The sequence below is a fragment of the Halomonas sp. Bachu 37 genome (assembly GCF_039691755.1).
In the GTDB taxonomy this organism is placed as follows: Bacteria; Pseudomonadota; Gammaproteobacteria; order Pseudomonadales; family Halomonadaceae; genus Vreelandella; species Vreelandella kashgarensis.
Genome location: NZ_CP137552.1, coordinates 518,769 through 541,735, shown reverse-complemented (window position 1 = coordinate 541,735; position 22,967 = coordinate 518,769). Strand labels below are relative to the sequence as shown.

Sequence of the window (22,967 nt, the reverse complement as noted above, 5' to 3'; positions counted from 1 at the left end):
TTCGTGCCACATTTCGCCCCTGGACCGGTTTCTGGATCAGGGGCGAAATGCTCATTGGGTTGGAGGAACTATCCGTGCGGGCCGCGCCGTTCGAGTTCCCAAACCGATTCACGCTTGGAATCCTCTTGCTCGGGATTGTCCTCCAGGTGAACCAGGCGAAAATTGGGTTCGAAAAGCGTTCGAATTTCCTCGGCGGGAACGCTGTACGGCGGTCCTTCCCATGATTCGTCGTGGGTGATGCTGACCAGCAGCCCCTTCGCTCCCGGCGGTATCAGCTGCGCCAGATGAAAGGCATAACGATGACGTGTGGCGGGAGGCAGGGCGATCAGTGAAGCGCGATCGTAGAACGCGCCGATTTCCGCTGCCTGGTCGATATGCAAGTGAAAGAAATCACCGCACCAGAGTTCGACGCTGCCCTGCCGGCTTATCTCGAATCCGGCCTTGTGGTAACGCGATACCTCCGCCGGGCTCTGCTCGAGAAACTGCTCGATGGCCTCCGCCGCCACCTCGATGCCCAGCACCGGATAGTCGTGCTGCGCCAGCCAGCGCATATCCACGCTTTTTCCGCAAAGCGGAACCAACACCTTGGTGCCCGCCGGAACCCCGAGGCGAGGCCAGTGATGCGTCAATGCTGGATGCGGCTCGCTGCGATGAAAGCCGATTCGCCCTTCCCTCCAGCGTGCCAACCAATCTTCGCTCATGCCTCTCTCGCTTGCTTTGACAATCGATTTACATCGGAAAACGTCATCTCAGAACCAGCGGTCGCGTTTTTTGCGCCGCCGCGGCAAGTGAGGAATGATCAATCCCACCAGCAAGCCGGCGCCGGCAACCCCGCCGCCATACATGAAATAACGCAACAGCAGGTCTTCTTCCTGGGTTTCCAGGCGCGCCTGCAGCTCACGAATGCGCTGTCGCGACTGCTCGGCCTCACTGGCGAGTTCTTGGTTGCTGCTCTCCAGAGCATCGATACGCTGCTGGCGAGTGTCCAACGACTGGGACATGTCCTCGACTCGCTGCTCCCACTCATCGTTGATCCCTTCCAGCTCCGTCGACAGGGATTCGACCTGCTCTTCAAGCTCGGGAAGCTGCTCCCGGGCGCTGGGCGTCTGCTGGAGTTCACTGCTCAATACCCAGACGACTTCACCGTCGTTATTACGCACCCGACTGTAATCGCCGCTGTTTTCCAGTATCTGGACCTGCTCGCCGGCGGAAAGCGTTCCGATGATGCGATAGCCATCGGTCGGTCCGCTACGGACATAGGTAGTCAACTCATCGCTTACCCAGGCATCGCCGGTTTGGGCTTGACTAGCGCCACTGGCGGCACTCAGCAACAGAGCGGCCAACAACGCATTGAAACGGGGATTGGTAACTTTTACTCGCATTACATCTTGTCCTGGTTAAAGGCGCTTTGGCCGTTCGCCGACGCCGGGATGAGCCATGCAGCCGGCGCCGGGCTCCACTCAGCCATCGCCGCGTGGAGGAAGCGTGAACGGACGGGGGAACTCCGTCACTCGGGCATCGCTCTTGACCGCTCGCAGCGGCCCTTCGCGCTCGACTTCGTCGATACGCACGATCGCGTTCAGGGGAAGATAACTGCGCTTGACCCCCTCGAACGTTCGCTGGAGTTTTTCCGTTGCAGGATCCACTACCATGCGCGAGGTATCGCCAAAGACAAACTCCTCGACTTCAATAAACCCCCAGAGTTCGCTTTGAAATATCTCTTTGACATATAAATCCCAGATTTCACCCTGTTGGTGAACCACTACACGATAGATCGGCTTGGCCGCCATCTTGGCCCGTTCCTCTTGCCGCCATGAAAAAATTGAATCCGGCTAGATTATCACATTCGCCTATTCTGCTCTGCTGCCGGCAGCGACATTGGCATGTTTCCATCTTTCAACATGGCCCTAGAGCGCTACTGTCGTCTAAGGTGAAGGGGACCGCTTGATGCTTTTACCAAGAGGCACCCCCATCGACCTGGAGTCAACACCATGCAAAAGGATCCCAACAAAGGTTATATCGCTTTGCTTGGCTGGAGCCTGAACGCCATTGAGGCGGCGGAGAATTTCGATCGCCGCTATATCGTTGTGGCTCCGGACTGGGCCGAGGAATATTGCCAAAAACACGACATTCCCTACGTACCCTGGAATTTCGAGCGTCTCAATGATCGTTCGATGGAAATCGCCGAAACATTGAAGGAGAAAGGCGTCAATGTCGCCATTCCCCTGTTCGAGGAGACTGTGGAGTGGGCCGGCGCCATCAATTCCGTCCTGCTGGATAACCCGCGTCTCTATGGTCAGTCGCTGTTGCTGCGGGACAAGGCACTGATGAAGCGGCGCGCCCAGCTCGGAGGCATTCGCGTAGGCATATTCGAGGAAGCTCACGACAAGGAAGACGTGGTCCGCTTTCTCAAACGCGTCAACCAGACGCTGCTCAAGCTGGACGGCGATCCCAACGACCCTATCCATCTCAAGGCCTTCGACAAGGCCGGCTGTCTCGGCCACCGGGTCATTCGTACTCCGGATGAAGTAGATACCATTCCGGACGAGGAGTTCCCGGTATTGATGGAATCCCACCTCGACGGCTGGGAATTCGCCGTGGAAGCGTGGATCCATAACGGCAAGATCGCCTTCTTGAATATCTCCGAGTACGTGACCTTGGGCTACTCGGTGTTCGTGCCGGCCTCGCCTGAGCTGGAGAAATACCGTCCCCAGATCACCGCACAGATCGAAAAGCTGATCAAGACATTCGATATCGACTTCGGCTTGATTCACCCAGAGTACTTCGTCACCAGTGACGGCGAGATGTACTTCGGCGAAGTGGCCTACCGTCCGCCGGGCTTCAAGGTCTTCGAACTGCTCGAACGGGTCTACGGTTTCAACGCCTACCAGGCCAGCATGCTGGTGTTCGACCCGCACAGCACCCCCGAGGAAGTCGCCGACTTCTTCCCCAAGGAAGTGGTCGATGCCGACGGCTTCGCCGGCTGCTTCGGCGTTTATCCCCGCCGCCGCGTCGTCAGCCGCCTGGAAATTCCCGAGGAGACCGAAGATCACCCCTATTTCGAGTCGCACGAATTGACCGCCCCCATGGAAGAGACCGTTACCAAGCGTACCGCTTTCGGCACCCACTGGGGCCTGATCTACTTCAAGGGAGAGGACGCCCATACCATTCGAGATCTACTTAAACGCCAGGAAGACCTCGACTTCTATGTATAATCCCGTCTGCATGCAGGGATAAGGAGTCTTTGTGACGACCCATACTTCATCGCAGCCGTCGGATAATCCCAAGCTGAACGAGCTGTTGATCAAACTGGACGACGCTGTGCGCCTGCTTACGCAGGCGCCGGAGTTTTCCAAGCCGGGCAAACTTCCACGCGTCCTGGATACCGCACGACGCGTACTGTTGCAGGAAGGTGGCTGTACCGCAGTGGAAGCGCGTGCCCAGGTCCTCGAGGAAGCGGGCCTGTTTGCCGGCTCGGACTGGGAAACGCCACAATACCTGGTACCTTCACTCACTTCCCACTCCTTGAAGAGCGGCGACGCCAATGTCGTAGTGATCGAGGCAATTAGCGAGCTGCGCCTGCTCGCCGTGGCCAAGGGAGACTACCTCCACTCCCAGATATCCGCAGAGCAAGCGCACCATTACCTGACCCAGGTGATGGCCATCAATCTGGGGCTTTTATTCAATGCGCCAAGCGAAGCCGAACGGGAAACCCAGGGGCGCCTGGCCGACCTTCCGCGCCAGTTGTTCCAGCACTTGGCGCAACGCATCGGCTACGAGCACATCATCGATCAATTGATCGATGAGATCTGGCGAATCCTCAAGCAACGCCCGATCCAGGTGGACTCGATCAAGCAGATGATTACCCAGATCGCCTTGTGCCAGATCAATCCCAACATCGACCTGGGCGCCAGCGGTCAGGGCGCCGATCGCCTGGTCAGTTCGCTATTCGGGCCCACCCAGGCCTGTCGCGAAGATCCTGGTGTGGACGTCTATCGCGACCGTCTGGAGCGCATGGACCAGACGGCACTCCAGGCCGAAGCGACGGGCTTCGCCCGGGCCATGCACGATACCGGGCTGGTCTCGCCCTACCATACCGTGCTGCTGCGCTACCTGCTGGAAGAGGGCGACCATCTACTCGCCGAAGCGATGGGCCTCTCCTCCACCGGTCGCGACTGCCTAATGTGCTACCACGACCTGGTTCACGCCTTGATTCGCGGAGCGGTCTACCCTGCTACGCCCCAGGCCGTGTACGGCCTGGCCTTGATGCTGGAACGCGGCATTCTCTACCAGCCGCCCGTCGCGCCGGCCATGTGGCGTCAGCTGGGTCTGCAACTTAGCGAGTGGTCCGAAGCACGGCTGACCCTCGCTTACGGCGAATACGCGTCTCCCCGCGCTCGACTGCTCGAAGGCGTGCTGTGCATGCTAGGCCTCCCCTTGGGCGTCGGCCAGGGCAACAACCCGACATGCCAATCGGCGCGGGCGCTCTCGATGTGGGCCTACAACGATCCAGACTATCTGTTGCAGATGGTGGCCTGGGCGGCGCGTGACGATGAAATCATCATGCATTTCGAAGGCCGGCCGATCTCATCCATGGAGAGCCTGTCGGGTGTCGCCACGGAACTGCCCATGGATCTCGATCCTGTCTCGTTGCTGGTCGTGCCGCACCTGGACCGTATCTACGCGGAAATGGGCAGGCAGTGCATCGACCGTGAGGGCGACCCCCACCGCTGGGTGAATCCCGAGTTCCATGGCTGGTGGTCCGGTCGCGGTTTTCGTATCAATGTCGATGTCGCCACCGGGCAGTTGTGCGATGTGGACGACTTCCTGCGTCACTTCTACGCCAGCTATCATCCGTTCTACAACGGCAACCAGCCCTTGATCCATCCGCAACCGGCGGGTATCGCCATTACCGATAGCGCGGCACGCTTCATCGGCTGGCATGCGATTACCATCCTTCGCATCACCCTCGATCCCGACGAAGACATGCGGGTCTATTTCTACAACCCGAACAACGACAGTGGCCAGGATTGGGGGGATAACGTCAAGGTCAGTACCGCCGGCTATGGCGAGCGCTTCGGCGAGGCGTCCCTGCCTTTCGAGCAGTTCGCTTCACGCCTGTACATCTATCACTACGATCCTCTCGAGCGGGGCGAGCTGGCCAAGGTCAGCCAGGACGAGCTGGAAAGTGTGAAAGGATATTTGATGCGCAGCTGGGGGGCCGCTCGCATTCCCCCTACCGAACTTCAGGCCGACGATGGGTCCCATACCCAGGCATGACCCACAAGGCCGGGCTGATAGCCCGGCCTTTTCCTATCTCATCGACATAGCTGCCTCGTCCCCGGTGCTGGCAGCCGTTATAATCGCGCTCCCCTTCCGATTGCTTGCGAACGTCTTCATGCCTCGACTCGACCAACTGCTGGTAACCCTGGGCCTAGCCCGCTCGCGCACCCGCGCCCAACGCCTGATTCGCAATGGCAAGGTGGCGCTAGCGGAGAGTGGTCGCCTGTTGACCAAGCCGGGCGAAAAGCTTGCCGAGACCACTGTTCTAGCGGTCGGCGAAGACCCGGAAGAGCGCTACGTCTCACGCGGCGGCTTGAAGCTCGAAGCCGTGCTCGAAACGCTGGGATTATCGCTTGAGAACGTCACGGTGCTGGATGTGGGCCAATCGACGGGCGGGTTTACCGACTGCGCCCTCGCTTATGGCGCCCGGCATGTGGTGGGTGTCGAGGTCGGCCATGGCCAGTTGGACGCGTCCCTGCGCCAAGATCCGCGCGTGAACTGTCTCGAAGGGATCAATGCGCGCCACATGAGTCAATCCGAGGAGGTCCTTGCCGCACTCGCCGCCTACCCCGCCACCACTGCGGTAATGGATGTCTCGTTCATATCGCAAACGCTGATCGTACCCGAAATCGCGGCGCTGTTGCCTGCGGGTGGGCAGTTGATCTCCCTGGTCAAGCCCCAGTTCGAGCTGGGACCCGACGCGGTGGATGCCCGTGGAGTGGTTCGCGACCCCGGCCGCTACACAGACGTGGAAGCCCGGATTCGCCAGTGCTGCGACACCCACGGTTTCAGCGTCGAACACTGGCAGGAGAGCCCGATCACCGGAGGCGACGGCAACCGCGAATTCCTGCTTCTGGGACGACGCCGCTGACTCACGCCTCCCGTCTTGCAGCTTGCGGCTTGCGGCTCAGCACCTTGACCGCGTCGCTGCCCTCGCCATGCAGCCACACATCCAGCTGTTCGAACGCCACCTTGATGCCATGCTCCCGGAACAGTGCGTCCACCCGGCAGTTGATCTCGTCGGCGGCATAGAGGCGATCCAGCAGATCGTCGACGAAAATACGCAACTCGAAATTGAGGCTGTGCGGGCCATAACTCATGCAGAACACCTGTGGCTCCGGATCGACGAGTACCCGGAGATTGTCGTCCGCCGCACGCCGTAGCAACTGGTGTATCAGCGGCAAGTCGGAGCCGTGCGCCACGCCGTAGGTCAGCACCACCCGAGTGACGTTGTCCGACAACGACCAGTTGATCAACTGATCGGTCACGAACGTCTTGTTGGGGATGATGATCTCCTTGCGATCGAAATCGGTCACCGTGGTGGCGCGGATGCGAATACGGCTAACCGTGCCATGCAGGTTGCCCAGGGTAATGGTGTCGCCGATCCGAATCGGACGTTCGAAGAGGATGATAAGCCCGGAAATGAAGTTGGCGAAAATCTCCTGCAAGCCAAAGCCCAGCCCCACGCTGAGCGCCGCCACCAGCCATTGCAGCTTGTCCCACGATACGCCCAGCGTCGCCAGGGCAATCACGATGCCGCTTCCCACGATGGTGTAGGAAAGCAGCGATGTCATGGCATAGGCGCTGCCCTGCTTGAGCGTCAGCCGCGACAATACCATCACTTCCAGCAAGCCCGGCAAGTTGCGCGCCATGAAGAAGGTCAGGCTGACTACCAGCAAGGCGGTAAAGAAATCCGAAAGCGACAGCGTGTCTCCCAGCTCCTCGTCACCGCTGTCCCACAGGGCCACCCGGTCGAGATAGCCGAGCACATTGAGCAGGTCCGCCCAGACCAGGTACAACAGCGCCGCAAAGCCGATCAGAAGAATCAACTTGGACAACCGCAGCGATTGCAGGTTGATCTTTTCCATGTCCAGCGGCGGCTCTTCCACCACTTCGAGCCCTCCCTCGGCACCCTCCTGAACCTGGGCATGACGCCGGGCCAGGGCCCGACGATAAGCCAGGCGACGCGCCGCTACCGCCAGGCTACGCACCACCGTGGCCTCCACCACCACCCACATGCCCAGCAGGTAAAGCGTGATGGCGAAACGTCCTACCAGCTGCAGCGCCGTGTACTCGTAACCCACCACCACCAGCAGCAACAGAAACAGGGGCACCAGAGCCAGGCCCAGCCCCAGGCACAAGCGGAAAAGATGTACGCCGAAAAAGGGCATGTGTGCCAGGATCAAGCGGGTGATGATCACGCTCATCGCCACCAGTCCCAACGCGAACAGGCCCAGGGCGATGGGGCGCTGCGCGAGTGCGATGCTAAGATCGCCGCTGAGCGCTGCAATCGACAGTACCGGCACCAGGGCCAGGCCCAAGCCGCCCAACAACCGGCGCAGTTGCAGGTTATAACGGACAGGCCAGTTGAAATGCCTTTCCGCTACCCCATCGGGAACCAGCAAACGGCGTGCCCAGGCGATCACCGCCCAGCTCAACGCCAATTGCAGCAATGCCGGGGCGAGAACCAGGCTCAGCGCCTGATTGTCCATGTGCAAGCCGACCCCCACACCCGCCAGGGCCAGGGGTCCCGACAGCGCCAGCATTGCATTGAAAAATACCGCTTTGGGGGTATGCAGCTGCGTATCGCTCTTCAGGCGACCTATCTGCGAATGGATGACGGCCAGTACCGACTTGATACGCCGGCGCAAAAGCATCAGCAGAGCGCTGGCAAGCCACAGTGGCAACCCCGCCAGAAACCCCAGTCCCGGCATTTGCCAGGCGTTGGGCAGAGCTTCCCGCCATTCGCCATCGCGCCATTCGTCACGAATGAAAGTCGGGAGCTGGCGCAGCCAGGCGATATCCAGCGGCCGGCTATTGGCCGCCCAGAACAGCTGCTCGTCCAGCGTGGCGCGCAAGTCGCGCGTCGTTTCCACCAACTGCTGGTGGTTCAGCTGCAGTTCGATCGCGGAACTGAGCAGTTCACTGTAGATCTGCTCGAGCTGTTCGACCAGTTCGCGACGCGACTGGTACAGCCGTTCGAGCGAATTGACCAGCCCCGGCGTGACATCGACACCGGCTTCCTGCAGCCGCTGGGTGGCAAGCTTCTCTCCCTGGCGCAGCTGGTCACGCTGACGACCCAGATCGAACTGCTTCAAGCGCAGGTCGGCGATCTCCTCCTGCAGATCCTGGCGGGATGAGACGTTGGGCAGGGCCTGGCGCTGTTCGCGCAGGATACGCGCCAGCAGCTGACTGCCGCGTATCGACTCTATCTGTACATTCAAGCTGCGCTGGAGATGTCTCACCAGGTCGAGCTGGCGGCGCACATCGATACTTTCCCGCGCCAGGCTATTGGAACGGTCGGTAACACGCAGCAGTTCCAGCCCCAGGTTCTGATTGATCTGCTGGGCGCGCGCCACCACCGGATGCCCTTGAGCGATCAATGGATCGTCGCGTGCCGCGTCGGCAATCGCCTGCTCCGAAAGTAGCCGTCTTTGTCGGTCGATCACGCTCTCGAGCAAGGTAAGCTGGCGCTCCTGCTGGTCTATCTGCAGAGACAGCAGCTCCTGCCGCTGCTGGGCCAGCTCGCGTAAGCGGCTATGGGCGCTCAGTTCACGCTGGTGATAACGAATTTCCAGTTCGGCCACCGCCCGTTCCAGGCGCAGCCGGATTACCTGCGGATCGTCGCTGAACGCAAGCTGGCGGTTGCTTAGCAGGGTTTCGCGCTCCTCCAGGGCTCGCCTTAATCGGTCGGCACGCTGCAAGGCATCGCCGATCGCCTGCTGGGCTCTTTCGGGCAAGGTCTGGGCTTCGAGTAGCTGGGCATTGATCTCCGCTACCCGATCCTGCAACTGCTCCAGTTCGCGTAGCGCCTCTTTCTGCCGGCCCTCCAGCTCATCCAGCGCCAATTCACCCAGGCTCGCTACCGAAAGGGATTCGGTCGACTCCTCTTCGGCACGAAGCTCGCGTTCGAGCCGCAGCAGCTCGTCGGGGGCTTGCTGTACTCGCTGCTCCAGTGTGCGTAGCCGCGACGTGACCGCCTCCAGGCGCTCATATGCGTCCAGGGCGGCCTGTAGCGCTTCCGCTTCCTCCGTGGGAGCCGCCTCGCCTTCCGTCGCCTCGTACTGGGCTAGCCGTTGCTGGATTTCCTCCTGCTCGGGTACGCCTTCGACAGCATGCACCGCCGTCGTGAAACCCAGCATCAGAAATAGCAGCAGGAATAGAGATAGAACCAGATATTGAACCGGCCTGTGCCACCGATGGCAGAAGACCAGGCTCGACGGGAGGGGAGAGGATTTCACGACGCTCAAGCTTTCGACTCACAGCAATAGCCCCGCAGGGCGAAAAGGGCCATTGTCGGCTCGAGACACACGATTGGCAATCGCCAACGTTGACTTGTGTCCCCAACGTGATAGAAACGCTCTTTGTGCCTAAACCGTTCTCCAGGGGTAGCTGATCTCATGCGTGCCGCAAAACCGGTGGTTCTTCTTGGCTGTGGACTATTCGTCCTGGCGTCTCCCCTGGCTTCAGCCGAGACCCGTGAGGAAATCGAAGCGCGCGTAAGGGCGCTTAATACTGAGCTCTTTCGACTGGAACAGCAGTTACTGAGACTTGACGACTCCACTACCGATTCCCAGGCGGTGGAAACCGTGATACCGCCCGAAACCATGGCACTCCGGGATATCAGTGACCGACGCCAGCTCGAACACGAGTCCAGCCGCAACCCGTTCTCGATTACCACGCATCGTACCAACTACCTCTTTCCCTTGAGCTACAACACCAACCCCAATCGTGATGCCTTTGCCGAACTGGCACCGGACGGCGAGTCAAGCAACCTGGAATTGCAGTTCCAGTTCAGTACCAAGGTCAACCTCCTGGAGGATATGTTCGGCAACTATGGCGATCTCTTCTTTGCCTATACTCAGCGCAGCTGGTGGCAAGCTTTCAATACCGATTCATCATCGCCGTTTCGCGAGACCAACTACGAACCCGAAGTCTTCATCAGTTTCGATAACGCCACGAACATCCTGGGCTGGGTCAATACACGCAACCGTCTTGCCTTCAATCACCAGTCCAATGGCCGCTCACAGCCGCTATCGCGCAGCTGGAACCGCGTCTATCTGGAAAGCAACTTTCAGCGGGGCGAATGGGCCGTCTCGATCAGCCCGCACTGGCGCGTTCCCGAGTCGGATAATGATGACGACAATCCCGATATCGACCGCTACATGGGCTATGGCGACATCACCGTCGCCAAGCAGCTCAACGGTAATCATGAAGCCAGCCTGACGTGGCGCGGCAATCCCAGCGCCGGTAACATGGGCGCCCAGATAGACTACAGTTGGCCGTCCTTCAATGGCTTGCGCGCCCATATGCAATACTATTACGGCTACGGCGAGAGCCTGGTCGATTACGACCATCGGGTTCACCGTTTGAGCCTGGGTTTCAGCTTGAATCCCATGTTCAGTTCGAGCGATTAAGTCACATTAGCCGGCTTGTACCAGATTTCACGCCTGCTATGCTGAGTATGTTATTCATTCGTCAGAGGAAAACCGCATGGCAAAACGTCAGCCCGATCCCGTCAGTACCGACCAGCTCAAGGAAGACCTGCGACACCTGAGCGAAACCGTCGAAGAACTGGTCAGCGCCACCGCCAAGGACGCCAGCGGCGAGATGAGCGACCTGCGTGCGCGGGCTGAAAAACGCCTGAAGGACACTCGTACGCGTCTCGAAGCTCGCAGCGAACGTCTATACGGCGACGCCCGCGATAGCCTGACCCAGCAGGCGGATGTCTGTGATCGCTACGTCCATGAGAATCCCTGGACAAGTGTCGGCATCGGCACCGCTGCCGGCGTTGTCATCGGTATGTTGCTCGGTCGCCGCTAATGGGTTCAGGCCCGACCCATCGCGTCTTCGGTGCGGCCAAGCGCTTGTTGAAAACGCTGCTCTCCAGCGGCGAAATTCGCTTGCGCTTGGCCGTAATCGAACTGGAGGAAGAGCGAGCGAGGCTGGTGTCTCTGCTGCTGCTTGCCGGATCCAGTCTGGTGCTGCTGTTACTGGGCATAGGGACGATCGTGGCATTTATCGTCGTCCTGTTCTGGGACAGCTACCGTCTGGCCGCCATCGCCATCAGCGCCATTCTGCTGCTTCTTGCCAGTGGTGCCTTGGGGGCGATCGCCTTGAAACAGGCTCGCACCCATACCCTGCTCAAGGAAACCTTGAACCAGTTGGCGACCGACCGGGCGCTACTGGAAGCCAATGACCGCGAACGACATGAAATACGATAACCCCCCCTTTCGCCAGAAACGGCAGACTCGGCAGGCGCGCAAGGAAGCGTTGATCGCCAGGCTCGAGCAGCAGCGCATCGATGTACTGGTGGAAAGCGAGCGATTCACGAGTTCAGGCCAGTCGATGGATGCCGCCTGGCACCGCCTACAACGCTTCAAGATGCCGTTGATGGCGGTGGGTGGTGTGGTGTTCTGGCGCGCCTTCCGCCGGCCGGGCAAGCTCGTGGTACTGGCCAATCGCGCCCTGGCGGGATATATGCTGCTGCGCAAGGTGCGCCGTCTATCGTGAGTGATTACACGGCCTGACCGCAGGCCGCTCCGCTGGCCCACGCCCATTGAAAGTTGAATCCGCCCAGCTCGCCTGTCACGTCCAGCACTTCGCCGATAAAATGCAACTGGGGCAGCGCCTTGACGGCAAAAGTTCTGGAGGAAATGGCATCGGTATCCACCCCGCCTAGGGTGACTTCGGCGGTACGCCACCCCTCGGTGCCAGCGGGGCGCAATTGCCAGTGATTCAACCTTTCGGCCCACTTTTCCAGCATCGCGTTGGAAAAATGCGCCAGTAGCCGTTCCCCTTCCTCCCGCCCTTCATACCAGGCCAGAAGCGACTGCGCGAAACGCTTGGGAAAGCGCTCCCCCAGCCAGGTGGAAAATTGCCGCTTGGGCGTGTCACGTCGCGCCTGGCATAGCGCATCGAAGACGGCCGTCTCGGGCAGGAGATTTATCGTCAGGCTATCGCCGGGCTGCCATACGCTGGAAATCTGCAGCATGGCCGGACCGGAAAGTCCCCGATGGGTAAACAGCATCGGCTCGCTGAAGGATTTTCCACCACAAGCCACCGCTACCGGCAGGCTCAACCCCGACAACTCGGCGGCGCGCGCCTTCCATTGATCGCTCAGGGTGAACGGTACCAGGCCGGGGCGAGTCGCGCTGACCGCCACGCCGAATTGGCGAGCGATATCATAGCCCCAGCCCGTAGCGCCCATGGTGGGAATCGACAGCCCGCCCGTTGCCACCACGACGGAACCGCAATCGACACACCCGCTCGTGGTAGCCACGCGCATGCTCTCGCCGACACGCTCCACGCGCTCGATGGCAGTGCCCAGGCGAATTTCCACGCCCGCCCATTCACATTCGGTGAGCAGCACCCCCAGGATATCCTTGGCCGAGGTGGCGCAAAAAAGCTGCCCGGGGGCCTTCTCCACGTAGTCCACCCCGTGGCGCTCCACCAACTCGACGAAGTTATCGGGACGATAACGTTGCAACGCCGAGATACAGAAATGCGGGTTCGCGGAAGAAAAGTGCTTGGGAGTGGTGGCGAGATTGGTGAAATTGCAGCGACCGCCACCCGACATCAGGATTTTCTTCCCCGCCTTGTTGGCATGGTCCACGACAAGTACGCGACGCCCCGCGTAGCCGGCATGGATGGCGCACATCAGACCGGCGGCACCGGCACCCACCACAACCACATCATAGGTCATTTCAACCCTGCCTCCGCGAGCAAAAGCTGGCATTCTATCAGCTGGTTCGCCGTACCGAGAGACTCATGCGCCCTATCAGAAGTACTGTTGTCGGATTATTGATATTGCTGGCCGCCCCGCTGGCAACGGCCCAGGACGCCGCTCCCAGCGTCATCGGCAGCCATGCCGTCGCCACCCAGTGGTCGGCCCCGCTGGAAGCCCTGGGAACGTTACGTGCCGATGAAAGCGTTACCCTTTCCACTACCGTGACCGATATCGTCGACAAGATTCATTTCGATGACGGCGAGCTGGTCGAAGCCGGACAGCTGTTGATCACGCTGGAAGATAACGAGGAACGCGCCCAACTACGCGCTTCCCAGGCGCTGCGCGATGAACGCCGCAATACCTTCGACCGCGCCAGTCAGTTGCAGGCGCGCAATCTGGCGCCACGAGCGGACGTGGAAGACAACCAGGCCCAATTGCGCCGGGCCGAAGCCGATATTCAGGCACTCGAGGCCCGCCTGGCCAACTATCGCCTGAGCGCTCCCTTCCGCGGCAGGATGGGGTTTCGCAATATCAGTGTCGGCACCTTGGTGACGCCAGGCATGGAGCTTGCCACGCTGGACAAGCTTGATGTCATGAAGCTGGATTTCAGCGTACCCGAGGTGTTTCTCGCTTCACTGGAACCGGGCCTGGCCCTAAGCGCCACCAGCGCCGCCTACCCGGATGAGACATTCAGCGGCACCATCGCTACCGTCGGCAGCCGCGTGGACCCGGTATCGCGAAGTGTCAGCGTGCGAGCACTGCTGGACAATCCCGACATGCGCTTGCGGCCCGGGATGCTCATGGAGGTGATCGTGCAACAGCGCCCGCGGGATACGGTCGCGGTGCCCGAGAGCGTCTTGATTCCCCAGGGCGAGCGTCAGTTCGTCCTGGTGATCGACGAAGCCGATGACAACCGCATCAGCCGCCAAGCAGTCAGCGTCGGCGAACGCCGCAGCGGTGAGGCCGAAATCACCGCCGGCCTGCAAGGCGGCGAACTGCTGGTAAGCCACGGCGTGCAACGGGTTCGTGACGGTGACCAGGTACGGCTGCTCGGCATTGCCGACGAAGCGAACAGCGTGCGCGACATCCTCGAACGCAACCGCGAGGATGCCGACTGATGCGGTTATCCGATATTTCCGTCCAGCGCCCAGTGCTGGCCACGGTACTGGCACTGTTGATCGTGGCCTTCGGCATACTCGCCCTGCAGCGCCTGGCCCTGCAGGAATACCCCTCCATCGATCCGCCGATCGTCAGCATCGACACCCGCTACCCCGGCGCCTCGGCAAGCGTGGTCGAGACCCGCATCACCCAATTGCTCGAGGACCGCATCGCCGGGATTTCGGGTATCGAGTTGATTACCTCTTCCAGCCAGGATGGCCGCTCAAGCATCGATGTCGAATTCGGTCTCGACACGGATATCGATGCAGCCGCCAACGATATTCGCGACCGGATATCGGGTAGTGCAGACAATCTGCCCGACGAGGCCAACCCGCCCGAGGTACAGAAGGCGGAATCCGGAGCCGATGTCGTGCTCTGGCTGAGCCTCTCGGGTGAGCGTTACGGCATGGACGAGCTCACCGATTACGCTGAACGCTACCTGGTCGATCGCTTCTCGGTTCAACCCGGGGTCTCCCAGGTCCGTGTCGGCGGTGGGCGCGACTACGCCATGCGCATCTGGCTCGACCGCAACGCCCTCGCCGCCCGTGGTCTCACCGTGGGCGATGTCGAGAACGCTTTGCAGGCCGAGAATGTGGAGCTGCCCGGCGGCGCCATCGAGTCCGAGCAGCGCCAGTTCATCGTCCGTCTGCCGCGCAACTTCGCCGAACCCGAAGACTTTCGAGAACTGGCGTTGAGCGAAGGCGCCAACGGCTACGTGGTGCGACTGGGCGATGTCGCCCGTGTCGAAGTCGGGTCGGTCGAGGAGCGTACCGTATTTCGTGGTAACGGCGTGCCCATGGTGGGGCTCGGCATGATCAGGCAGTCCGATGCCAACGTGCTGGAGCTTTCGCAAGCCGTGATCGCCGAGATGGAACGGGTCCAGCCCTCCCTGCCCGAGGGCATGGAGCTGCGTCTCAACTTCGACTCGTCGGTCTTCGTCTCCGGTGCCATCGAGCAGGTGGTGACCACCCTGTTCATTGCCATGGGCCTGGTGGTCGTGGTGATTTTCCTGTTCCTGGGCAATGTGCGAACCACCCTGGTGCCGGCGGTCACGGTGCCGATCGCGATAATCGGTACCTTTATCGCCCTGGCGCTGTTCGGTTTCAGCCTCAACCTGCTGACCCTGCTGGCCCTGGTCCTGGCCATCGGCTTGATCGTCGACGATGCCATCGTCGTGCTCGAGAACATCAACCGGCGCATGCACGAATACGGCGAAACGCCCCTGGTGGCGGCCTACCGCGGCACTCGTCAGATCGCTTTCGCGGTCATCGCCACTACCCTGGTTCTCATCGCCGTCTTCGTGCCCTTGAGCCTGCTGCAAGGGAACATCGGTCGGCTTTTCTCGGAGTTCGCCCTGACACTGGCCGCCGCCGTGGCCATTTCCAGCTTGCTGGCGCTGACCCTGACGCCGATGATGGCCTCCAAGATTCTCAAGCCGGCCATGCACGAAAGCCGCGTCGCCCACGCCGTACAGTGGCTGCTGGAACTCACCCAGCGGGTATATCGCTATCTCCTGTTGAAGGTGTTGCGACTGCGGCTGCTGATCCTGTTGGTGTTTGTCGCGTTCATCGGCGGCGCCGTCTGGCTGGCCGAGCAATTGCCCAACGAATATACCCCACAGGAAGACCGCGGCAATTTCTTCGTGCTGGTCAACGGCCCCGAAGGCGCGACTTTCGATTACATGCTCGACTACATGGATGAGATCGAGGCTCGCCTGCAACCGATGATGGATGAGGGCGAGATCGAGCGCGTGGTAATACGCGCACCACGCGGCTATGGCAATATCGAGAACTTCAACAGCGGCTTCGCCATCGTCAACCTGGCCGACTGGGGTAGCCGGCGCAGTGCCTGGGAGATCATGGACGACGTCCGCGCCAAGCTCGCCGGGTTGCCCGGCGTGCAGGCCAGCCCCGTGATGCGCCAGGGCTTCGGTCAACGGGTGGAAAAACCGGTGCAGTTCGTCATCGGTGGCGGCACCTACGAGGAACTGGCCCGGTGGCGCGACGCCTTGCTCAATCACATTCGCGATGACAATCCCCGCCTGACCGGGCTCGACAGCGACTACGAGGAGAACCAGCCCCAGTTGCGGGTCGAGATCGACTACCGCCGCGCTTCGGACCTTGGCGTTACCGTCACCGAAATCGGCCGCACCCTCGAGACCTTGCTGGGAGGGCGCAACGTTACTCGCTATGTCGACAATGGGGAGGAGTACGACGTGATTGTCGAAGGCGAGCGAAACAGCCAGCGCAGTGCCCGCTCGCTCGATAACGTCCAGGTTCGCTCGGCGCGCTCGGGCGAGCTGATTCCGTTGGCCAGCCTGGTCAAGCTCAGCGACTTTGCCGGGCCCAGCACGCTCAACCGCTTCGATCGCGTACGCGCCATCACCATCGAAGCCGACCTCGCCGATGGCTACCCCCTGGGTGCGGCGCTCGAGTATCTTCAGCAGAGTGTCGACGACCTGTTGCCGGAAGAAGCGCAGACCGATGTCGACGGCCCCTCCCGGGACTACCAGGAAGCCAGCGGCGCCACCACTTTCCTGCTGATTCTCGGGGTCGTGGTGGTATTTCTGGTGCTGGCGGCCCAGTTCGAGAGTTTCATCCACCCTTTCGTCATCATGCTTACCGTGCCCTTGGCCATCACCGGTGCGCTGCTGGCGCTGTTCGTCACCGGGCAATCGCTGAATATCTACAGCCAGGTGGGGCTGGTAATGCTGGTGGGGCTGGCCGCCAAGAACGGCATCTTGATCGTCGAATTCGCCAACCAGCTACGCGATGAGGGACATGCCTTCCATGACGCCCTGGTCGAAGCGTCGGTCACGCGGCTGCGCCCCATCCTGATGACCGCCGTGACCACCATGGCCGGCGCCATCCCGTTGATCGTTTCCAGCGGGGCCGGGGCGGAAACGCGTCTGGTCATCGGTACCGTGATCCTGGCGGGTGTTGGCGCCGCCACGCTCTTCACGCTGTTTCTGGTACCTGTCGCCTACGACCTGCTGGCCCGGCACACGGGATCTCCCGGCGATGTGAGCCGGCGTCTGGACCGGGAACTTCTCGAAACGCCCCACCGGCACTAGCCTGGAAACGCCGAGGGACGCGACAAAGCGGCCCTCGGCAAAACGGTATCGATACGAATCGACGCGCTACCTCAACATTCGCCGATGCGCTCACCTTCAATGCTGGTCGTCATGTTCAGTTCGCCCATCGGTGATTGGGTACGAATATCGACGTTGCCTTCGACACGCTCCCCCAGGAAGCTCATGGTACCGTCAATAGTGGCTTCTCCACCCTCGGCGCGGCATACCATGCTATAGGCGACACCATCCGCGCTGAACTCCTGATCGAGCAGCTCGCAGCCCTCTTCTTCCTCGATGAACTGGAAAGTCTCGTCATCCACCTCTTCGGCGGTGATGCACTGGCGCTCGGTCTCGGTCTGATCGGGAATCGGGGTATCGCCGCTCACCCGGGTCACGCTGATGAACTCCCACTGCCCCGGCTCGATATTGGGTTTTTCAGCCACGGCGGACAGGGGAAACGCCAGGGCGGCGGCAATGATTACTGAACGTATTTTCATGGAATTCTCTCTTTATCGTGGGCTTGTCTTCTATCCTGGAACGTTATCCAGGCATCCTACCTGATTCAATTGTAGGTTGTTGACCACACGATTACCCATCGGCCATTGCCCGGCGTTTAATCTCGTTGCGCCGCATCAGGAGCCAGGCCAGCAGGGTAGCCAGTGAAACCACCAGTATGATCAGGGTAGCCAAGGCATTGATCTTGGGCGAGACGCCCATGCGAACCGAGGAGAAGACCACCATCGGCAGAGTATTGGCACCGGGACCCGACACGAAGCTGGCGATCACCAGGTCATCGAGCGACAAGGTGAAGGCCAGCAACCAGCCCGCCACCAACGCCGGCGCGATGACCGGCAAGGTGATGGAGAAGAAGGTCTTTAGCGGTGGCGAGCCCAGGTCCATCGCAGCCTCCTCGACGGAGCGGTCGATCTCACGCAGGCGAGCCGCCACGACCACCGCGACGTAAGCGCTGCAGAACGTGGTGTGGGCTATCCAGATCGTGGCCATGCCGCGATCCGCCGGCCAGCCGATAAGCTCGGCCATCTGCACGAACAGCAGTAATAGTGATAGACCGGTAATCACCTCAGGCATCACCAGCGGCGCCGTCACCATGCTGGAGAGCGCCGTCTTGCCGCGAAAGTGGCCAAAGCGAGTCATCACGAATGCCGCCACCGTGCCCAGGCAAACCGCCATGCTGGCGGCAAAAAAAGCAATCCGCAGGCTCATCCAGACAGCCGAGAGAATCTGCTGGTCGCGAAACAGCTCAACGTACCAGTGGGTGGAAAACCCCGCCCACACCGTTACCAACCGCGAGGAATTGAATGAATAGACCACCAGCACGGCCATCGGCAGGTACAGAAACAGCAGGCCCAACCCCAGCATCCAGGTCGTGAACGACGACCGTCTCGGCATGTGTCGGCTCATTTCGCAAGCTCCCGGGATTGGTAGCGGTGGAACCACACGATGGGCACCAGCAGTAGCAGCAGCATCACCATGGCCAGGGCGGCGGCAACCGGCCAATCACGATTGAGGAAGAACTCCTCCCACAGGATCTTGCCGATCATCAGCGTATCGGGGCCACCCAGCAACTCGGGTATCACGAACTCCCCCACTGCCGGGATGAACACCAGCATGCACCCCGCCACGATGCCCCCCATCGACAACGGCAGCGTTACCTTGAGAAAGGCAACCACCTTGCGCGCACCCAGGTCCTGTGCGGCTTCCAGCAGGGAGTTATCCAGCCGCGTGAGATGAGCGTAAAGCGGCAGAACCATGAACGGCAGGTAGGCGTAGACGATCCCCACGATCACCGCAAAACGGGTATTCATCATGCGCAGCGGAGAATCGATCATTCCGAGGCCCAGCATTAGGTTATTGAGCAAGCCGCTGTTGCTCAGGATGCCCATCCAGGCATAGACCCGGATCAGGAATGACGTCCAGGAGGGCAGCATGACCAGTAGCAACAGCAGCAGTTGCCAGCGCGCCGGAGCGCGCGCCATGGCGTAGGCCATGGGATAACCGAGCAGTAGACAGCAAAGGGTGGCGACGAAGGCGATCTTGATCGAGCCCCAGTAGGCCGCCACATACAGCGAATCCGACAGCAGAAACAGATAGTTGCCCAGGTTCAAGGCGACATGCAGGCTGGAATCGGCCCACTCCACCAGCGGGCCGTAAGGAGGAACCGCGATGGTGGCCTCCGCCAGGCTGATCTTCAACACGATGGCGAAAGGCAGCAAAAAGAACAGCGTCAACCACACCAGCGGCAGCGCCACCGTGGCACGTCGTCCCAGTCGCCACCGCCGTACCAGCGCTTTCCATCGAGACTGCAATATCATGCCCGTGGCTCCCCGCTTCATTGATTCAGCACGATGGCGCTATGATTCGGCCAATGCACGAAAACTGGCTCTTCCCAGGTGGGGCGGTCACCCCGACGCTCGGTGTTGGCCATGGCGACCTTGATCAGCTGACCGCTCGGGGTGCGTATGTAGTACAGCGAAAATCCACCCAGATAGGCGATATCCTCCACCACACCGGACTCCCAATTGACCTCGCCGGGAGGCTGCACTCGGGTTAACTGAATCTTTTCCGGTCGTATTGCCGCCCACACTCGCCGCTCATCGGCCTGGGTGGTCACCCCGCGGTCGATGTAGATCGGTCGCTGAAGCATGGGCGATACGATCCGGCAATGATCCGAGGCATCCTCGACGAGCTCACCCTCGAAGAGGTTCACCGTGCCCACGAACTCTGCCACCATGCGGTTGGCCGGGCTTTCGTAGATATCGCTGGGCGACCCCACCTGCTCGATCCAGCCATCCGCCATGATCGCCACCCGGTCGGCCATGGTCATGGCCTCTTCCTGGTCATGGGTCACCATGATGCACGTCACGCCGACCTGCTCGATGATCTCCACCACTTCCAGCTGCATTTCGGTGCGCAGTTTCTTGTCCAGCGCGGCCATGGGCTCGTCGAGCAATAACAACTTGGGCCGTTTGGCCAGGGAGCGTGCCAGGGCGACGCGCTGTCGCTGGCCGCCGGACAGCTGATGCGGCTTGCGCTTGGCGAAACGTTCCATGTGCACCAGCTTGAGCATCTGCTCCACCCGCGCCTCGATATCCCCCTTGGCCAGCTTGTCCTGCTTCAGGCCGAAGGCGATATTCTGCGCCACGCTCATGTGCGGAAACAGCGCGTAGGATTGAAACATCATGTTGATCGGACGCTTGTGCGGGGGCATGGCGGTAATATTCTTGCCATCCAGCATGATCCGCCCTCCACTCGGCGTCTCGAAACCCGCCAACATGCGCAGCAAGGTGGACTTGCCCGAACCGGAGCCCCCCAGCAAAGCGAATATCTCACCGCGACGTACCTGCAGGCTGACATTGTCCACCGCCAAGGTTTCTTCATAGCGCTTGGTCAGGCGCTTGACCTCGAGTACCACATCGTCGGCAAAGCGAGGAGTCTTGCCATTGGTATTCGGCGGGCGTTTCTGGGGTGATGAGGTAGCCTCAGACAGGGATTGTATTTCCATCCGCCACTCCTTTGTTTACCGGTTACGGTTCACCAGCGAATCGTTCACCGGCCAGCGCTCGACCAGGAACGGTTCATCAGGAACAGCCCATCGGCAGTAGCGTGGTTATGCCAGATACCGCGAGCCGACCGTCAGCCCGCTCACGGTACGAGTGGTGGAATCAACGACCGGACTTGACCCGGTTCCAGATACGGGTGCGCGCACGCGCCACGTCCTGGGGCTTTTCCAACGCGATATACAGATTCTGCATGACGTTTTCAGTGGGGTAGATCGCCCTATCGTCGACAATATCCTGGGGCAGGTAGTCATCGGCGGCGGCATTGGGATTGGCGTACATCACGTATTCGGTGATTTCTGCGGCAATTTCCGGCTCGAGAATGAAATTGATGAACGCATGAGCATTGTCGGGGTTGGGCGCATCGGCGGGAATCGCCATCATGTCGACCCACAGCTCGGCACCCTCTTCGGGAATGCTGTAACCGATGGTAAAATCACGCCCGGCTTCCTCGGCACGTTCGGCCGCCTGGAAGACATCACCCGAATAGCCCGCCGCCACACAGATATCACCATTGGCCAGGTCCGACACATAACGCGACGAGTGGAAATAGGTGACATCGTCACGTACCGCGGCAATCAACTCTCCCGCGGCCTCGAGATCTTCGATGCTGTCGCTGAGCGGGCTCAGCCCCAGGTAGGCCATGGCCGGCGTGAGCATCTCGCTACCGGAATCGAGCATCGCGATACCGCACCCGGCATCGTTGAGCGCACCGGTGATTTCGGGATCGAAGAGCATCGCCCAGCTGTTCACAGGGGCGTCATCACCGAGTATCTCCGCGACGCGTTCCTCATTATAACCGATCCCGTTGGTGCCCCACATGTACGGCACCGAATAGCGGCTGCCGGGGTCCACCTTTTCCAGGCCCTCCAGCAGCTGGCGGTCAAGATTTTTCAGATTGGGAAGCTGGTCGTGATCGAGAGGCTGATAGACTTCCGCCTTGAGCTGGCGGCTGAGATAATAGTTGGAAGGAACCACGACATCGTAGCCGGAGCGACCGGCCAACAAGGCGGCATCCAGCACTTCGTTACTGTCGAAAACGTCGTAGACGACTTCGATGCCGGTACGATCGGTAAACTTTTCCAGAGTCTCGGGGGCGATATAATCCGACCAGTTATAGACTCGCACTTCATCGGCGTAGGACGCCGTTGCCGCTGCGGCGATGGTAGTGGCCGCAACGGCCAAGGAAAGTTTGCGCAGTTGTCTCATCGATTGTCTCCTGTTGACGAGGCTCTGGATTAGAGTCTTCATTGGGAGCTGGCGCCCCGGCGTGCATCACATGGTATGGTCGACATAAGCGAGCCCCCCCATCGCGAAGTGCGAATTTTGCGGCGCCACTGCCCGTGTCGCAACCCGAGCACGAAAATTTCTTGTAATTCTTCGCTCAGTCCCCACATTCTTTGCGCCGCTAAAAAGTGATGGGTAAAAGGCCATGAAATACGAAATAGCAAAAAGCTATTCACTTTATGGCTTCTCCCAATTTTACCTATGGCAATGCAAACCCTAGAATGGCGCCAGTTTCAAAGCCGTTTTGACCAATTTATTCGACCAAACCCACCAAGGAGACATCGTTCATGTCCTTGATCAACACCGAAGTCAAGCCGTTCAAAGCGACCGCTTACCTCAATGGCGAATTCATCGACGTCACCGAAGAGAGCCTGAAAAACCAGTGGTCCATCTTCTTTTTCTATCCGGCTGATTTCACCTTCGTCTGCCCGACGGAGCTGGGCGACTTGGCAGATAACTACGAAGAGTTCAAGAAGCTGGGTGTGGAAATCTACGGTGTATCCACCGATACACACTTCACCCATAAAGCATGGCACGACAGCTCCGAAACCATCGGCAAGCTGCAATACCCGATGCTGGCCGACCCGACTCACGTCGTTTCGCGCAACTTTGAAGTACTGATCGAAGAAGATGGTGTAGCCGAGCGCGGTACCTTCGTGGTCGACCCCGACGGCAAGATCCAGATCGTCGAGATCAACGCCGGCAACATCGGCCGTAACGCCGAAGAACTGCTGCGCAAGGTCAAGGCCGCCCAGTACGTGCGTGCCAACCCCAACGAAGTTTGCCCAGCCAAGTGGAAGGAAGGCGAAGAGACCCTCGCGCCTTCACTGGATCTGGTCGGCAAGATCTAAACTGGAAG

20 protein-coding genes are annotated in these 22,967 nt (G+C 60.3%); 10 read left to right on the top strand and 10 right to left on the bottom strand.

Annotation, left to right across the window (positions count from 1 at the left end):
• Positions 1–68: 68 nt before the first annotated feature.
• The 3 genes from R5M92_RS02385 to R5M92_RS02375 all read right to left on the bottom strand — a co-directional run bounded on the left by R5M92_RS02385 (position 69) and on the right by R5M92_RS02375 (position 1,790).
• Positions 69–701 carry a thiopurine S-methyltransferase gene (locus tag R5M92_RS02385; RefSeq protein WP_346797568.1) on the bottom strand — a complete coding sequence of 211 codons (633 nt, stop codon included), beginning with the start codon at positions 699–701 and terminating at the stop codon, positions 69–71.
• A 48-nt stretch (positions 702–749) separates the two neighbouring features.
• Complete coding sequence (locus R5M92_RS02380; RefSeq protein WP_346797566.1) at positions 750–1,382, bottom strand: TIGR04211 family SH3 domain-containing protein; 633 nt, start codon at positions 1,380–1,382, stop codon at positions 750–752.
• A 78-nt stretch (positions 1,383–1,460) separates the two neighbouring features.
• Entirely contained in the window at positions 1,461–1,790 is a 330-nt protein-coding gene (locus tag R5M92_RS02375) for a DUF1820 family protein (protein WP_346797564.1), read from the bottom strand.
• 201 nt (positions 1,791–1,991) lie between these two features.
• Between R5M92_RS02375 and R5M92_RS02370 the strand changes: the two genes are divergently transcribed.
• From R5M92_RS02370 to R5M92_RS02360, 3 genes are all read left to right on the top strand, one after another.
• Complete coding sequence (locus tag R5M92_RS02370; RefSeq protein WP_346797562.1) at positions 1,992–3,215, top strand: carboxylate--amine ligase; 1,224 nt, start codon at positions 1,992–1,994, stop codon at positions 3,213–3,215.
• A gap of 31 nt (positions 3,216–3,246) precedes the next feature.
• Complete coding sequence (locus R5M92_RS02365; RefSeq protein WP_346797560.1) at positions 3,247–5,280, top strand: hypothetical protein; 2,034 nt, start codon at positions 3,247–3,249, stop codon at positions 5,278–5,280.
• 118 nt (positions 5,281–5,398) lie between these two features.
• The gene (locus R5M92_RS02360; RefSeq protein WP_346797558.1) at positions 5,399–6,154 is read left to right on the top strand and encodes a TlyA family RNA methyltransferase; all 756 of its coding nucleotides are present in this window, start codon (positions 5,399–5,401) and stop codon (positions 6,152–6,154) included.
• A gap of 1 nt (position 6,155) precedes the next feature.
• Here the strand turns inward: R5M92_RS02360 and mscK are convergent, their stop codons facing one another.
• A complete protein-coding gene (gene mscK / locus R5M92_RS02355; protein ID WP_417339046.1) occupies positions 6,156–9,425 on the bottom strand; it encodes a mechanosensitive channel MscK in 3,270 nt (1,089 codons plus the stop codon).
• 258 nt (positions 9,426–9,683) lie between these two features.
• Here mscK and R5M92_RS02350 point away from each other — a divergent pair, with 258 nt between their 5' ends.
• The 4 genes from R5M92_RS02350 to R5M92_RS02335 all read left to right on the top strand — a co-directional run bounded on the left by R5M92_RS02350 (position 9,684) and on the right by R5M92_RS02335 (position 11,796).
• Positions 9,684–10,700 carry a phospholipase A gene (locus R5M92_RS02350; protein ID WP_346797556.1) on the top strand — a complete coding sequence of 339 codons (1,017 nt, stop codon included), beginning with the start codon at positions 9,684–9,686 and terminating at the stop codon, positions 10,698–10,700.
• Between the two features lie 76 nt (positions 10,701–10,776).
• A complete protein-coding gene (locus R5M92_RS02345) occupies positions 10,777–11,106 on the top strand; it encodes a DUF883 family protein (protein WP_346797554.1) in 330 nt (109 codons plus the stop codon).
• Positions 11,106–11,507: a phage holin family protein gene (locus R5M92_RS02340; RefSeq protein WP_346797552.1), complete on the top strand. Its 402-nt coding sequence runs from the start codon at positions 11,106–11,108 to the stop codon at positions 11,505–11,507. The genes R5M92_RS02345 and R5M92_RS02340 overlap by 1 nt, the downstream gene beginning before the upstream one ends.
• Complete coding sequence (locus tag R5M92_RS02335; protein WP_346797550.1) at positions 11,479–11,796, top strand: YqjK family protein; 318 nt, start codon at positions 11,479–11,481, stop codon at positions 11,794–11,796. The genes R5M92_RS02340 and R5M92_RS02335 overlap by 29 nt, the downstream gene beginning before the upstream one ends.
• 4 nt (positions 11,797–11,800) lie before the next feature.
• Here the strand turns inward: R5M92_RS02335 and R5M92_RS02330 are convergent, their stop codons facing one another.
• Positions 11,801–12,988: an NAD(P)/FAD-dependent oxidoreductase gene (locus R5M92_RS02330; RefSeq protein WP_346797548.1), complete on the bottom strand. Its 1,188-nt coding sequence runs from the start codon at positions 12,986–12,988 to the stop codon at positions 11,801–11,803.
• Between the two features lie 65 nt (positions 12,989–13,053).
• On the opposite strand from R5M92_RS02330, the gene R5M92_RS02325 reads away from it, so the two are divergent.
• Together R5M92_RS02325 and R5M92_RS02320 are read left to right on the top strand one after the other, a co-directional pair.
• Positions 13,054–14,130 carry an efflux RND transporter periplasmic adaptor subunit gene (locus R5M92_RS02325; RefSeq protein WP_346797546.1) on the top strand — a complete coding sequence of 359 codons (1,077 nt, stop codon included), beginning with the start codon at positions 13,054–13,056 and terminating at the stop codon, positions 14,128–14,130.
• Positions 14,130–17,243, top strand: a complete 3,114-nt coding sequence (locus tag R5M92_RS02320) for an efflux RND transporter permease subunit (protein WP_346797544.1) — start codon at positions 14,130–14,132, stop codon at positions 17,241–17,243. Before R5M92_RS02325 ends, R5M92_RS02320 begins: the two co-directional genes overlap by 1 nt.
• 71 nt (positions 17,244–17,314) lie before the next feature.
• On the opposite strand, the gene R5M92_RS02315 is transcribed toward R5M92_RS02320, so the two are convergent.
• The 5 genes from R5M92_RS02315 to R5M92_RS02295 all read right to left on the bottom strand — a co-directional run bounded on the left by R5M92_RS02315 (position 17,315) and on the right by R5M92_RS02295 (position 22,030).
• Positions 17,315–17,740 (bottom strand): DUF3617 domain-containing protein, encoded by a 426-nt coding sequence (locus R5M92_RS02315; protein WP_346797542.1) that lies wholly within the window; start codon positions 17,738–17,740, stop codon positions 17,315–17,317.
• Between the two features lie 91 nt (positions 17,741–17,831).
• The gene (locus R5M92_RS02310; RefSeq protein WP_346797540.1) at positions 17,832–18,653 is read right to left on the bottom strand and encodes an ABC transporter permease subunit; all 822 of its coding nucleotides are present in this window, start codon (positions 18,651–18,653) and stop codon (positions 17,832–17,834) included.
• A gap of 8 nt (positions 18,654–18,661) precedes the next feature.
• Positions 18,662–19,576 carry an ABC transporter permease subunit gene (locus R5M92_RS02305; RefSeq protein ID WP_346797538.1) on the bottom strand — a complete coding sequence of 305 codons (915 nt, stop codon included), beginning with the start codon at positions 19,574–19,576 and terminating at the stop codon, positions 18,662–18,664.
• 17 nt (positions 19,577–19,593) lie between these two features.
• Entirely contained in the window at positions 19,594–20,766 is a 1,173-nt protein-coding gene (locus R5M92_RS02300) for an ABC transporter ATP-binding protein (protein ID WP_346797536.1), read from the bottom strand.
• 160 nt (positions 20,767–20,926) lie between these two features.
• Entirely contained in the window at positions 20,927–22,030 is a 1,104-nt protein-coding gene (locus R5M92_RS02295; protein WP_346797534.1) for a polyamine ABC transporter substrate-binding protein, read from the bottom strand.
• A gap of 365 nt (positions 22,031–22,395) precedes the next feature.
• Between R5M92_RS02295 and ahpC the strand changes: the two genes are divergently transcribed.
• On the top strand, positions 22,396–22,959 hold the full coding sequence (ahpC, locus tag R5M92_RS02290) for an alkyl hydroperoxide reductase subunit C (RefSeq protein ID WP_346797532.1): 564 nt from the start codon (positions 22,396–22,398) through the stop codon (positions 22,957–22,959).
• The last annotated feature ends 8 nt before the right edge of the window (positions 22,960–22,967 follow it).

Excerpts from the sequence above, each read along its gene's own strand:
- R5M92_RS02300 (WP_346797536.1), bottom strand. The coding sequence starts at position 20,766 with ATGGAAATACAATCCCTGTCTGAGGCTACCTCATCACCCCAGAAACGC.
- R5M92_RS02350 (WP_346797556.1), top strand. The coding sequence starts at position 9,684 with ATGCGTGCCGCAAAACCGGTGGTTCTTCTTGGCTGTGGACTATTCGTC.
- R5M92_RS02375 (WP_346797564.1), bottom strand. The coding sequence starts at position 1,790 with ATGGCGGCCAAGCCGATCTATCGTGTAGTGGTTCACCAACAGGGTGAA.
- R5M92_RS02385 (WP_346797568.1), bottom strand. The coding sequence starts at position 701 with ATGAGCGAAGATTGGTTGGCACGCTGGAGGGAAGGGCGAATCGGCTTT.
- R5M92_RS02360 (WP_346797558.1), top strand. The coding sequence starts at position 5,399 with ATGCCTCGACTCGACCAACTGCTGGTAACCCTGGGCCTAGCCCGCTCG.
- R5M92_RS02380 (WP_346797566.1), bottom strand. The coding sequence starts at position 1,382 with ATGCGAGTAAAAGTTACCAATCCCCGTTTCAATGCGTTGTTGGCCGCT.
- R5M92_RS02310 (WP_346797540.1), bottom strand. The coding sequence starts at position 18,653 with ATGCCGAGACGGTCGTCGTTCACGACCTGGATGCTGGGGTTGGGCCTG.
- R5M92_RS02370 (WP_346797562.1), top strand. The coding sequence starts at position 1,992 with ATGCAAAAGGATCCCAACAAAGGTTATATCGCTTTGCTTGGCTGGAGC.
- R5M92_RS02315 (WP_346797542.1), bottom strand. The coding sequence starts at position 17,740 with ATGAAAATACGTTCAGTAATCATTGCCGCCGCCCTGGCGTTTCCCCTG.
- ahpC (WP_346797532.1), top strand. The coding sequence starts at position 22,396 with ATGTCCTTGATCAACACCGAAGTCAAGCCGTTCAAAGCGACCGCTTAC.
- R5M92_RS02325 (WP_346797546.1), top strand. The coding sequence starts at position 13,054 with ATGCGCCCTATCAGAAGTACTGTTGTCGGATTATTGATATTGCTGGCC.
- mscK (WP_417339046.1), bottom strand. The coding sequence starts at position 9,425 with ATGCTGGGTTTCACGACGGCGGTGCATGCTGTCGAAGGCGTACCCGAG.
- R5M92_RS02330 (WP_346797548.1), bottom strand. The coding sequence starts at position 12,988 with ATGACCTATGATGTGGTTGTGGTGGGTGCCGGTGCCGCCGGTCTGATG.
- R5M92_RS02335 (WP_346797550.1), top strand. The coding sequence starts at position 11,479 with ATGACCGCGAACGACATGAAATACGATAACCCCCCCTTTCGCCAGAAA.
- R5M92_RS02295 (WP_346797534.1), bottom strand. The coding sequence starts at position 22,030 with ATGAGACAACTGCGCAAACTTTCCTTGGCCGTTGCGGCCACTACCATC.
- R5M92_RS02305 (WP_346797538.1), bottom strand. The coding sequence starts at position 19,576 with ATGATATTGCAGTCTCGATGGAAAGCGCTGGTACGGCGGTGGCGACTG.
- R5M92_RS02340 (WP_346797552.1), top strand. The coding sequence starts at position 11,106 with ATGGGTTCAGGCCCGACCCATCGCGTCTTCGGTGCGGCCAAGCGCTTG.
- R5M92_RS02345 (WP_346797554.1), top strand. The coding sequence starts at position 10,777 with ATGGCAAAACGTCAGCCCGATCCCGTCAGTACCGACCAGCTCAAGGAA.
- R5M92_RS02320 (WP_346797544.1), top strand. The coding sequence starts at position 14,130 with ATGCGGTTATCCGATATTTCCGTCCAGCGCCCAGTGCTGGCCACGGTA.